Below are 11,598 nucleotides of genomic sequence, written 5' to 3' on the forward strand. Positions count from 1 at the left end.
CGATCCGAAGAAGGCGCTTCAGGCCTCCGACCCGGTCGCCACCTTCCGGCCCGGCGTGCTCGACCACTGCGACCAGGAGCCCGGGTAGAGCGCCGGCGCGAAGCCCGCGAGAGTGAGCGCGACGACGTCGACCGCGGCCGAGACGCCGCTGCCGCAGTACACGCCGACGGGGGCGTGCTCCCGCACGCCGAGCGCCTCGAATCCGGCGCGCAGGTCGGAGGCGGGCCGGAACCGCCCCTCGGAGTCGAGCGCCGCGGACGCGGGAGCGTTCCGAGCGCCGGGGATGTGGCCCGCCCGCGGGTCGATCGGCTCGACCTCGCCGCGGTACCGCTCAGGGGCGCGGGCGTCGAGCAGGACGCCCGCCGAGGGCAGCGCCGCCGCCTCGTCGATGTCCAGCACCGGGAGCCGACCGTAGGCCAGCTCGACGTCGCCCCGCTCGCGAGGGACGTCGCCCGTCTCGAGCTCCCGCCCCGAGCGGATCCAGCCGGCGAGCGACCCGTCGAGCAGGCGGACGTCCTCCACTCCCGTCGCCCGCAGCAGCCACCAGGCCCGCGCGGCCGGGACGCTACGCGCGTCGTCGTACACGACGACGGACCGGCCCCGGCTGAGCCCCCAGCCGCGCGCCGCCTCCTGCAGCACCTCGATCGGAGGCAGCGGGTGGCGCCCCTCCTCCGGCTCGCCGTGGGCGGCCAGCTCGTGATCGAGGTCGACGTGCACCGCGCCGGGCAGGTGACCCGCGAGGTACTCCGGGCGGCCGTCGGGCCGGTCGAGGCGCCATCGCACGTCGAGGACGAGCGGCGGCTCGGTGGAGGCCATGAGCTCGGCGAGCTCGTCAGGGGTGACCAGCAGGCTCTCGCGGCTGGAGGGGGTCGTCGGGGTCATGGCGTCCTTCCGATCCGCGTCGTCGGCGGAGTCCTGCCCCAGCATGCCGGGTCGCCCGGCGGCGCGGGAGCTCGGGCGGCAGCGGAGCATCAGTGCGCGAGGCGCCTTGTCGATGGTCGTCCGCCGGAGAGCCACTCGCGCAGGCGGGTCGTGTTCACCACTCGAGACCCGCGGGCGCGGCCCGGAGGCCTGCAGGGGACCGCTCGGGCCTGGCCCCTCCGGCAGGGGCGGACCTACGCTGCCTTCAGTTGGACTCGCAGGCGAACCCGTCGTCGTCCCTGTCGAGCCCTGCGACATCGCCGTAGTACGGGTAGTACAGGTCGAAGTACCGCTGAGCTGAGGCCTGGTCCGGGAAGTCGTCGCAGTTCACAGCGTCGCCGGGATAAGCAGGTCGTCCCGGGCCGGGCGCCGGCGCCGGTGCCGCGGCCTGCGTGCTCGCCCAGAGTGCGCGGCCCTGCGGCGAGTAGATCACCAGGTTGCCGTCGTTCTGCATGACCATCCGGGAGCCCGGGCTGCCCGCCGTGCCGGACTGCCAGCGTGCTCCTCCGGAGCCCGCGTAGACCACGGCGTTGCCGTCGGACTGCATCTCGAGCCGGTTGCCGCCTCCGGACGTGCCGGCCGCCCAGCGGGCCGAGCCGCGCGAGTAGACGACGAGGTTGCCGTCGCCCTGCATGACCGCCTCGCTCCCTCCGTCGGAGGAGCGCAGCAGCTGTCCGGAGGTGAGCCGGCTCCCGGAGGAGAGGGTGTCCCGGACGGCGGGCGCGGGCGGCGCCGGAGGGGTGTCGCTCGCCCACAGCGCGCGGCCCGAGGCGGAGTAGACGACCAGGTTGCCGTCGTTCTGCATCTGCAGGCGGGATCCCGGGTTGCCCGCCGTACCCGAGGCCCAGAGGGGTCGGCCCGAGGCGGAGGTGACCACGGCGTTGCCGTCGGACTGCATCGAGAGCGTCTCGCCCTCGCCCTGGGTGCCGGCGCCCCAGCGGACGTCCCCCCGCGAGTAGACCGCGAGATTGCCGTCGCCCTGCAGGGAGGCGCGCGACCGGCCGTCCGGCGAGGTGAGCTGCTGTCCCCGGCTGAGCCGCGAGCCGGAGGAGAGGACGTCGCGGATCTCAGGCGCGCGCGAGGTCGAGCTCGCCCAGAGCGGCCGTCCGGAGGCGGCGGTGATCACCAGGTTGCCGTCGTTCTGCATCCGCATCCGCGCGCCCGGGTTCCCGGGCGTTCCCGCCTGCCAGCGCACGCCGGACCCGGCGGCCGAGACCACCGCGTTCCCGTCGGTCTGCATCGCGAGGCGGTTGCCCGCTCCGGAGGTGACGGAGCTCCAGCGCGGGGATCCGTCCACGGAGACGACGAGATTGCCGTCGCTCTGCATCGCGGCGCGCGAGCGGCCGTCGGAGGCGGTCAGCTGCTGTCCCGGAGAGAGCTCGCGCCCGCTGTCGAGGACGTCGGCGATCGGCTCCGGCTCGGGCTCCTGCTCGTCGGCCGAGGACCAGGCCGTGTCCCCGTTCGGGCGGACGAGCACGAGCTGCCCGTCGTCCTGGATGAGGGCGAGCGCGCCGGTCTCTCCCGCGGTCCCGGACGCCCAGACGGGCGTGCCGGAGCCGGTCACGACGACGAGGTTGCCGTCCTCCTGCATCCGCACCGTGGTCGCTCCGGTGCCCTGGGTCCTGGTGCTCCAGACGGGGCGGCGCCCGGCGTCGTAGATCACGGCGTTGCCGTCCGCCTGCATCTCGAAGCTCGCGGAGTCTCCGTTCGAGAAGATGCGCTCCCCCGCGTCGAGCGAGTCGCCGCCGAGGAGAGCGTTCGTGTAGGTCTGCGATCCGCGCGCCTCTGCGGGCGGAGTCTCCCCCGGGACGAAGGCGGTCGGAGTCTCGGCGACGGCCTGCGTCGCGAGGGCGGACGGCGCCAGAGCGGCGGAACCGCCCGCGGCGAGCAGGCAGGCGAGGGCCATCGCCGCGAGGCGATGAGGAGGTCGTGGCACGGAGAGCCCTTTCGGAGGCGGCGGCGGCGGAAGCCGGGGTCGAGCGGAGCCTGGCACGCGCTCGCCACGGCCGTCCATCCGGGCCGCGCGGAACCACTCAGCCGGAGCGGGCGATCCGCGCCGGCTGCGCGGGCGCCACCTCCGGACCACGGAGCCTCCGGCCGGCTCGCGCGCCCCGGTCGGGGGCGGCGGCGATCGACGCGGATCGACGGAGGACGTGCTCCCACGGCCGGAGCGCACTCCGCGCGGGCGCCCCGGGAGGCGGCTCGGACCTCCCGCGGCACGGAGGAGGTCCCCGTTCCTCCTAAAATCGGAGGCATGTCGAAAGTGTTGAGCAGTCTGCCCGTGGGCGAGCGTGTCGGAATCGCATTCTCGGGAGGCCTCGACACATCCGTCGCCGTCGCCTGGATGCGCGAGAAGGGCGCGGTGCCCTGCACGTACACGGCCGACATCGGCCAGTACGACGAGCCCGACATCGAGAGCGTCCCGTCCCGCGCGGCCCAGTACGGCGCCGAGATCTCGCGCCTCGTCGACGCGAAGAGCGCGCTGGTCGAGGAGGGGCTCGTCGCCCTGCAGTGCGGCGCTTTCCACATCCGCTCCGGCGGCAAGACCTACTTCAACACCACCCCCCTCGGCCGCGCCGTGACCGGCACCCTCCTCGTCCGCGCCATGCGCGAGGACGGCGTCGACATCTGGGGCGACGGCTCGACCTACAAGGGCAACGACATCGAGCGGTTCTACCGCTACGGCCTGCTCGCCAACCCCCGCCTGCGCATCTACAAGCCCTGGCTCGACGTGCAGTTCGTCAACGAGCTCGGCGGCCGCACCGAGATGTCGGAGTGGCTGGTCGCCCGCGGCTTCCCCTACCGCGACGCCACCGAGAAGGCCTACTCGACCGACGCCAACATCTGGGGCGCCACCCACGAGGCCAAGCGCCTCGAGGAGCTCTCCAGCGGCCTCGAGCTCGTCGAGCCGATCATGGGGGTCGCGTCGTGGCGTGACGAGGTCGAGATCGCCTCCGAGGTCGTCTCGGTGCGCTTCGAGGCCGGCCGCCCCGTCGCGCTGAACGGCGTCGAGTTCTCGGACGCCGTCGCGCTCGTGCTCGAGGCGAACGCGATCGGCGGACGCCACGGGCTCGGCGTCTCGGACCAGATCGAGAACCGGATCATCGAGGCCAAGAGCCGCGGCATCTACGAGGCCCCCGGCATGGCGCTGCTGCACATCGCCTACGAGCGCCTGCTGAACGCGATCCACAACGAGGACACCGTCGCCCAGTACCACTCGGAGGGCCGCCGTCTCGGCCGCCTGATGTACGAGGGCCGCTGGCTCGACCCGCAGTCGCTGATGCTGCGCGAGTCCATCCAGCGCTGGGTCGGCTCGGCCGTCTCCGGGGAGGTCACCCTGCGTCTGCGCCGCGGCGACGACTACACGATCCTCGACACGACCGGCCCCGCGCTGAGCTACCACCCGGACAAGCTCTCGATGGAGCGGGTCGGCGACGCCGCCTTCGGCCCCGAGGACCGCATCGGGCAGCTCACGATGCGCAACCTCGACATCGCCGACTCCCGCTCGCGGCTCGAGCAGTACGCGGCCGCCGGCCTCGTCGGCGGTCCGACCGCCGAGCTCGTCGGCGAGCTCGAGATCGGCGAGGCCGACGCGATCACCGAGGGCGGCGGGTCCGCAGCGGCCGATGCGCTCGGACGCGCCACCGACCTGGCCTCGGAGGGTGCGGCGTTCGACGCCGGAACCGACTGACCCCGTCCGACGCCCCCGCGCGCATCCGTCCCACCGGGACGCGAGGCGCACGGGGGCGTCGTGCTGTGCGGGCCGACCCGGCGCGCCGGCTGCGAGGGCGGGCCCGGCGCGAGAGCGGTGCTCCGGCGTTCGTCGCGACGGCCGTCAGAGCGCGGAGGATCGGACGAGCGCGAGCGCGGCGTCCACGGTGGCGAGCGACTGCGCCGGATCGACGCGGGCCAGCACGAGCGCGGCCACCAGGAGCGACACGAGGACGTCCGCCTGAGCCGACGCCCACGCCTGCGCGTCGGGCCAGCGGGCCAGCGCTCCGGCGCGCAGTGCGCCCAGCAGCTCGGCCCGGTAGTCGGCGATCACCTCGCGCACGGCGTCGTCGCGCGCGATCGGCGCGCCCGCGGCGTTGAGCAGCAGGCAGCCGCTCCTCGCGGAGAGCGTGCGAGAGTCGGCGAGCGCCGCCCGCAGCCCGGTGAAGTACTCCTCGAGCGCCGTCGGCGACGCCCCTCGCGGATCGACGAGCGGGGCGAGCCGGGGCCGCACCACCTCGTCGAGGTAGCTCTGCACGGCAGCGTCGAAGAGCCCACGCTTGCTGCCGAAGGCGTGGTAGAGGCTGGAGCGGCGCAGTCCGGTCGCGGACTCCAGGTCCGGGAGGGACGCCTCCTCGAAGCCGCTCTCCCAGAAGACGGCGCGGGCGGCGCGGACGACCTGCTCGGTGTCGAAGCCCTGCGTGCGACCCACGGTGCTCCTCCTGAGGGGTGACAGCTGCGGCGCCGCACTGGCGCGGACCGCTCGCTCCAGTATATTGTGGACTGGTCGTTACACAATCGGTGCGGAGCCCTCCGCACCACGACCATCGCCTGGAGGCCCGCCGTGATCGTTCTCGGACTGGTGCTCGCCGCTCTCGCCGCGGCGCTGCACGTCTACATCTTCGTGCTCGAGTCGGTCCTCTGGACGACCTCGCGCGCCCGAACGACGTTCGGCACGACCGCCGGCGAGGCGGAGGCGACGAAGGAGATGGCCTACAACCAGGGCTTCTACAACCTCTTCCTCGCCGTCGTCACCGTGGCGGGCATCGTCGCCGTCGCGATCGGCGCCACCGCCGTCGGCGCGGCCCTCGTCTTCGCCGGCGCCGGATCGATGGTCGCCGCAGCACTCGTCCTGCTCCTCTCCGCTCCGACCAAGCGCCGCGCCGCGCTGACCCAGATGACCCCGGGTCTGCTCGCGGTGATCGCGCTCGCCGTCGGCCTCTCACTCTGATCCCCTCCGATCCACCACCACGAAAGGTCCTATGAGCACCGTCACCAGCACCCAGATCCAGCTCGTCCGCCGCCCCGACGGCTGGCCCGTCGCCGAGGACTTCCGGACCGCGACCGTCGAGTACGGCGACCCGGCCGCGGGCGAGATCCGCGTCGAGAACGCCTTCCTCTCGGTCGACCCCTACATGCGCGGCCGCATGAACGACGTGAAGAGCTACACCCCGCCCTTCGCCCTCGGCGAGACCATGACCGGCGGTGCCGTCGGCCGGGTGACCGTCTCCGACGACCCCGCGTTCCCCGTCGGCAGCGCGGTCCTGCACCAGCTCGGCTGGCGCGACGTCGTGCAGGCCGAGTCGTCGCAGTTCCGCGTCGTCCCCGAGATCCCCGGAGTGCCGCTCTCGCTCCGCCTCGGCATCCTCGGGATGACCGGACTCACCGCGTACGTCGGGCTCACCGCCATCGCGGGCATGAAGGAGGGCGACACCGTCTTCGTCTCGGGCGCCGCGGGAGCCGTCGGCTCGGCCGCCGGTCAGATCGCGCGCCTCCTCGGAGCCGAGCGGGTCGTCGGATCCGCGGGCTCGGCCGAGAAGGTCGCCCTGCTCACCGAGAAGTACGGCTACGACGCCGCCTTCGACTACCACTCCGGCCCGGTCCGCGAGCAGCTGGCCGAGGCCGCGCCCGACGGGATCGACGTGTACTTCGACAACGTCGGCGGCGACCACCTCGAAGCGGCCCTCGACGCCTTCCGCGACGGCGGCCGCGCGGCGCTCTGCGGAGCGATCGCCGGCTACAACAGCACCGAGAAGACACCCGGCCCCGACAACATGGCGAACATCATCACCCGCGGTCTCACGCTGCGCGGATTCACGCTGTCCGGCTACCTCCACCACTCGCCGGAGTTCAACCGGCTGATGGCCGGCTGGTTCGCCGACGGAGAGATCGCCTACGACGAGACCGTCGTCGACGGCATCGACCACGCCGTGGACGCGTTCCTCTCGATGATGCGCGGCGGCAACACCGGGAAGATGGTCGTCCGCGTCTAGCGCCGACCCCGGTGCGGCGGGCGCGAGGAGGGGCACCTCCGGACGCCCGCCGCATCCGTCCTCCGCCTCCCTGACCGGGACCTCCGAGAATGCTCGCGGATCCGCGGGGCCGATCGGTCCGGGCGGTGGCAGACTGCGGACATGAGCACGTTCTCGCACCGGACCGGCGCCTCCGCGCTGGCAGCAGCAGCACTCGTCCTCGTCCTCACCGGCTGCGCGGGCAGCGGCGGAGCCCCGTCCGCGCGGACGCCGCTCCCGACACCGACCGCGACCGCGACCTCTTCGCCGACTCCCGCTCCGACGCCGACTCCCACCGTGACCGTGACGGTCACGGCGACCCCCGAGCCCTCGTCGACCGGTTCTCCCGCCGCGGATCCGGCGGCGGCGCGCTGCACGGGCTCCGACCTGACGATGGAGTACCGCCCCGACCCCGACGCGTCGGGTGCCGGGAACAGCGCCTTCGACCTCGTGCTCACCAGCACCTCCTCCTCGGACTGCGCTCTCGCGGGCATCCCCGGCGTCTACGCGACCGACGCCGACGGGAACCGGATCAGCGCGGTCGCCGACGCGTCCGGCCCGAACCCCGATGCTCCCGTGATCCTCGTCCCCGGCGCCCGGGCGGACGTCCGGGTCGCCTGGCACTCCCCCGGCGCCTACGGCTGCACGGTCGGGACCTCCGCGTACCTCGTCGCCGAGGTCCTCGACGCCCCGGACGGCGCGGTCCGCGCCCCCGCCGAGCTCCAGGTGTGCACCGACGGCACCGTGATGATGGACGCCTCCGCCTACACGCTGCTCTGAGCCCTCCCCGAGCGCGCACACCTTCCGCGCGGCCCGCTCACCGGGCGCGACCCCTTGACCGGGCGCGGCGCAGCCGGGACCCTCGCACTACACGTCCCCACCCCACCCCGGAGGTCACCATGAAGGTCGGCTCACTCGTTCTCCGTCTCGCCGTCGGCGGGCTCTTCGTCGGACACGGTCTGCAGAAGCTGCGGGGCTCGTTCGACGGCCCCGGCCTCGACGGCACCGAGCAGATGATGTCGAGCCTGGAGATGCACCCGGCCCGGCGCAACGCCGTCGCCGCAGCGGTGACCGAGACGGCCGGAGGCGCCGCTCTCGCTCTCGGCGCCGCGACTCCGCTCGCCGCCGCCGGACTCGTCGCCACGATGGTCACCGCCGTGCGCAAGGTGCACTGGAGCAACGGCCTGTGGAACGCGGGCGGCGGGTGGGAGTACAACGCCGTCCTCGTCGCGGCGACGGCCGCGATCGTCGCGGACGGCCCCGGCGCGCTCTCGTTCGACGCCCTGTTCGGCAAGCGCAAGTGGGGAGCCGGCTGGGCGCTGTTCGCCCTGATCGGCGGAGCGGCTGCGTCGACCGCCCTGATCGAGGCCGGGCGACGCGCCGCGCCGGTCGGAGCGGGCACCTCCGGCTCCGACGACGGCGAGTCGGACGACGACGGCGCCGACTCGACCGCCTCGTAGCCCCGCTCCCCGCACTGTGCGGGCGCGGTAGCGTCGGAGGCGTGACCGAGACACGCGCCTCCGACCCCGATCGCCCCGAGACCGACGCGCTCGCCCTCTGGCTCGCGGCGGTCGAGCGCCTCGACGCTCAGGACGACCCGGACGGCGTCGTCGAGCGGATGCGCGTCCTCGCAGCCCGCTATCCGGGACACGACGGAGTCGCCGCTTTCGAGCTGGGCGGCGCCCTCGACAGCGCGGGACACGAGGCGGAGGCGGCGGTCGAGTACGAGCGCGCCCTCGCAGCCGGCCTGGATGACGAGCGGCGGGCGCGGTTGACGATCCAGTACGCCTCGACACTCCGGAACCTCGGCCGCACCGATGAGGCGATCGACCTCCTCGCCGGCGCCGCCGCGCACCCCGCGGTGGGCTCCGCGCGGGAGGTGTTCTTCGCGCTCGCCCTGCACAGCGCCGGGCGCGTCGACGAGGCCCTGCGGATCGCGCTGGAGGCGCTGGCTCCGGGGCTCCCCCGGTACCAGCGCTCCGTCCGCGCCTACGCCGCCGCCCTCACCGACCCCGAGCAGTAGCGCGGAGGCTCGGCGCGGCGAGCGCCGAACCTCCATGGGCGCCGACTCAGTCCTCGAGCAGGATCGCGTCGATCTGCCCCATCGCCTGGCGGAGTCCGTCCTCCATGCCCATCTGGACCATCTGCTCGAGCTGCTCGACCGACTCGAAACGGCTGCTGAGGACCATCCGCGTGCGCCCCGGCTCGATCTCGTCGAGGGTGACCGTGGCCCGGGTGATCCCCAGCGCGTCGACCGGGTCGCCCCGCTCGTCGGCGAAGCCGTCCTCGAACTCGAACCGCGTCGGCTCCTCCACCCGGGTCACGCGCCACCAGCCGCGCGCCTGCTCGCCGTCCGGTCCCGTCATGACGTAGGCGCTCCGTCCGCCCTCGACCGGCTCGTGCCGCTCGAAGGTCGCCGGCCAGGTCGGCGGCCCCCACCAGCGCTCGAGGCGGCGCGGATCCGTCCAGAGGAGCCAGACGCGCTCGATCCCCGCGTCGAACTCGGCGGTCACGGTCAGGGTCAGTTCCTCGATGTCCTTCACGGACTGCAGCACGCTCATCGCGCCTCTCCCTCCAGCAGATCCCGCGCGCCGGTCGGCTCGCGGGTGTCACTCCTCGTCGAGGAGGTCCGACATGCGGTCGATCCTCCCCGCCCACAGCTGCTCGTAGGCGTCGAGCAGGCGCGACGCCCGCCGCACTGCGGCGACCTCGCCCTGCACCAGCTGCTCCCGCCCCCTCCTCCGCTTGCGGACGAGTGCCGCCCGCTCGAGGACGGCCACGTGCTTCTGCACCGCCGCGAACGACATCTCGTAGCGCGCCGCGAGTGCGGAGACGGACTGCTCGCCGACCAGCACCCGGGCGACGATGTCGCGGCGGGTGCTGTCGGCCAGCGCCCGGAAGAGCAGGTCGATGTCGGCGTCCATTCGTACAACCATGTGGTTGCACATTAGGGCCGTCCCCTCCCCCGCGCAAGAGCATCCGTCTCCGGGCGAGCGCACCGGCCCGCGCCCGACCTCAGGCGCTCGCGGCATCGAGGGCCTCGGCAGCGGCCGCGAGCACCCAGTCCGGCAGGGGGCGGGCCGCGAACAGCGAGGCGTAGAGCCGGGCCATCGAGTCGTCGGGGTCGAGCCGCAGCGCCTCGTCGAGGTGGAGCCCCGCGAGGCTCGAGACTCCCCTCGCCCACCAGCACCACGCGAGAACGGTGAGCACGGAGGAGCGCGCCTCCTCCGGCGCCAGCGCGGCGGCGCGGGCGAGGAGCCCGGTCGCCCGCGCCAGACGGCCGCGCTCCGGAGCACGCCCGCTGCCGAGCAGCAGGGCCGACAGCTCGAGGTCGTGGTCGTCGTCCGTTCCGGCGCGGGCGTCGCCCACCGCGCCGGGCGGCACTCCCACTCCTGCCTGCGGGCTCCGCGCGATCTGCACGGTCACCCGGTCGCGGAGGGGCGGCGACTGCAGGGTCCGCACGATCAGTCCTTCGCGGCGGACGTCCCGCGGTCCGCTGAGCCAGCGCTCGACGAGCCGTTCCGTGTCGCCGACCAGGGGCGGCCGGCGGAGCACCTCCGCGACGAGCGCGCGATCCTCCTCGGCGACCGGCGGCAGCACGGAGAGCGCGTCGATGTCCAGTGGCTCGTCGGCCACCGCTCGGGCGAGGACGCCGGTCTCGCTCCGCTCGATCTCGAGGAGCGGACGTGGCCTGCGGCACTCCTCGGCGTCCGTGTAGCGCCCCCACCCGTCGGCGGCGATGCAGGCCACGGCGATGATGTCCAGGCGCGTGCGCTCCAGGCGCCGGAGCACCGCGTGGCCGAGGTCGAGATGCGGGATCCCCCGCTCCTCGGCGTAGCCCGCACGGGTGCAGACCACCACCAGCACACCGGTGGCCCGCGGCATCGTCTCCATCATGGCCGCGCAGCCGCCCGCCAGCGCCTCCGCCTCCATCCCGCGCAGCGTCTCCGGGAGCGGGATCCGGAAGCCGCCTCCGGCGCGCGTGCCGAGGAACGGCACCACCACGACGGACTCCTCCGGACGGATGCCGATGATGGAGGGGACGGCCGCCAGGAGGTCCTGGATCGCGCTCGCCCGCAGGACTTCGGGATCGCGGCGACGGGACGGAGGAGCAGGGGTTCGCTGTGTGAATGTCATGTCCGACACCCTGCTCGCGTCGCCGGCGGCGCGAGATCCCGCCGGCCCGGACCGGGGAGAACCGGAGCGGATCGGCGCCTGTGGAGGAGCGCCCGGGGCCGGCGGCTCAGCCGGCCGCGGGAGCCCGCAGCACCTTCGCCATCGGCCGTCCCTTCGCGATCTCGTCGATCAGCTTGTCGAGGTACCGGATGCGCTGCATCAGCGGATCCTCGATCGTCTCGACCCGCACGCCGCAGATCACCCCCGTGATCGCCGAGGCCTGCGGAGGCAGGCGCGCCGCCGCGAAGAACTCCTCGAAGGTCGTCCTGCTCTCGAGGTGCCGGGCCAGCTCCTCGTCCGAGAAGCCGGTGAGCCAGCGGACCGCCTCGTCGACCTCCTCCCTCGTCCGGCCCTTGCGCTCCGCCTTCGCCACGTAGAGGGGGTGCACGTCGGCGAACGCCACGGAGAAGATCCTGCTCATGGCCGGGAAGCGTACTCGCGCGACGCCCGGCGCGGCAGAGGCGCCCGCCCCGCTATCCTCCCCAGTGGCCCTCGCGCC

The 11,598-nt window shown here is 73.9% G+C and carries 13 protein-coding genes; 6 read left to right on the forward strand and 7 right to left on the reverse strand.

What is annotated here, in order from left to right; all coding sequences use genetic code 11:
* Window positions 1–18: 18 nt before the first annotated feature.
* Both C5C50_RS09285 and C5C50_RS09290 read right to left on the reverse strand, forming a co-directional pair.
* On the reverse strand, window positions 19–882 hold the full coding sequence (locus C5C50_RS09285; RefSeq protein WP_104273326.1) for a sulfurtransferase: 864 nt from the start codon (window positions 880–882) through the stop codon (window positions 19–21).
* Between the two features lie 244 nt (window positions 883–1,126).
* Window positions 1,127–2,827, reverse strand: coding sequence for an excalibur calcium-binding domain-containing protein (locus tag C5C50_RS09290; RefSeq protein ID WP_181133910.1), 1,701 nt, complete (start codon window positions 2,825–2,827; stop codon window positions 1,127–1,129).
* A gap of 348 nt (window positions 2,828–3,175) precedes the next feature.
* On the opposite strand from C5C50_RS09290, the gene argG reads away from it, so the two are divergent.
* Window positions 3,176–4,612 (forward strand): argininosuccinate synthase, encoded by a 1,437-nt coding sequence (gene argG / locus C5C50_RS09295; RefSeq protein ID WP_104222545.1) that lies wholly within the window; start codon window positions 3,176–3,178, stop codon window positions 4,610–4,612.
* Between the two features lie 144 nt (window positions 4,613–4,756).
* Here the strand turns inward: argG and C5C50_RS09300 are convergent, their stop codons facing one another.
* Window positions 4,757–5,344 (reverse strand): TetR/AcrR family transcriptional regulator, encoded by a 588-nt coding sequence (locus C5C50_RS09300; RefSeq protein WP_104273307.1) that lies wholly within the window; start codon window positions 5,342–5,344, stop codon window positions 4,757–4,759.
* 132 nt (window positions 5,345–5,476) lie between these two features.
* Between C5C50_RS09300 and C5C50_RS09305 the strand changes: the two genes are divergently transcribed.
* From C5C50_RS09305 to C5C50_RS09325, 5 genes are all read left to right on the forward strand, one after another.
* Window positions 5,477–5,863 (forward strand): DUF1304 domain-containing protein, encoded by a 387-nt coding sequence (locus C5C50_RS09305; RefSeq protein WP_104261131.1) that lies wholly within the window; start codon window positions 5,477–5,479, stop codon window positions 5,861–5,863.
* A 31-nt stretch (window positions 5,864–5,894) separates the two neighbouring features.
* Complete coding sequence (locus C5C50_RS09310) at window positions 5,895–6,905, forward strand: NADP-dependent oxidoreductase (protein WP_104273308.1); 1,011 nt, start codon at window positions 5,895–5,897, stop codon at window positions 6,903–6,905.
* A gap of 141 nt (window positions 6,906–7,046) precedes the next feature.
* Complete coding sequence (locus C5C50_RS09315) at window positions 7,047–7,703, forward strand: DUF4232 domain-containing protein (protein ID WP_104273309.1); 657 nt, start codon at window positions 7,047–7,049, stop codon at window positions 7,701–7,703.
* 119 nt (window positions 7,704–7,822) lie between these two features.
* Entirely contained in the window at window positions 7,823–8,383 is a 561-nt protein-coding gene (locus tag C5C50_RS09320; protein ID WP_104273310.1) for a DoxX family protein, read from the forward strand.
* A gap of 41 nt (window positions 8,384–8,424) precedes the next feature.
* Complete coding sequence (locus C5C50_RS09325; RefSeq protein WP_258067720.1) at window positions 8,425–8,946, forward strand: tetratricopeptide repeat protein; 522 nt, start codon at window positions 8,425–8,427, stop codon at window positions 8,944–8,946.
* Window positions 8,947–8,992: 46 nt separating this feature from the next.
* Here C5C50_RS09325 and C5C50_RS09330 read toward each other — a convergent pair whose 3' ends face one another.
* The 4 genes from C5C50_RS09330 to C5C50_RS09345 all read right to left on the reverse strand — a co-directional run bounded on the left by C5C50_RS09330 (window position 8,993) and on the right by C5C50_RS09345 (window position 11,520).
* Complete coding sequence (locus C5C50_RS09330) at window positions 8,993–9,484, reverse strand: SRPBCC domain-containing protein (protein ID WP_104273311.1); 492 nt, start codon at window positions 9,482–9,484, stop codon at window positions 8,993–8,995.
* A gap of 48 nt (window positions 9,485–9,532) precedes the next feature.
* Window positions 9,533–9,859, reverse strand: a complete 327-nt coding sequence (locus tag C5C50_RS09335; RefSeq protein WP_104222609.1) for a metalloregulator ArsR/SmtB family transcription factor — start codon at window positions 9,857–9,859, stop codon at window positions 9,533–9,535.
* A gap of 79 nt (window positions 9,860–9,938) precedes the next feature.
* Window positions 9,939–11,060, reverse strand: coding sequence for a DUF4192 family protein (locus tag C5C50_RS09340; RefSeq protein WP_104315584.1), 1,122 nt, complete (start codon window positions 11,058–11,060; stop codon window positions 9,939–9,941).
* Between the two features lie 106 nt (window positions 11,061–11,166).
* Window positions 11,167–11,520, reverse strand: a complete 354-nt coding sequence (locus tag C5C50_RS09345) for a DUF2200 domain-containing protein (protein WP_104225408.1) — start codon at window positions 11,518–11,520, stop codon at window positions 11,167–11,169.
* Window positions 11,521–11,598: the final 78 nt, after the last annotated feature.

This window comes from Rathayibacter sp. AY1D9, assembly GCF_002932395.1.
Classification (GTDB): Bacteria; Actinomycetota; Actinomycetes; order Actinomycetales; family Microbacteriaceae; genus Rathayibacter.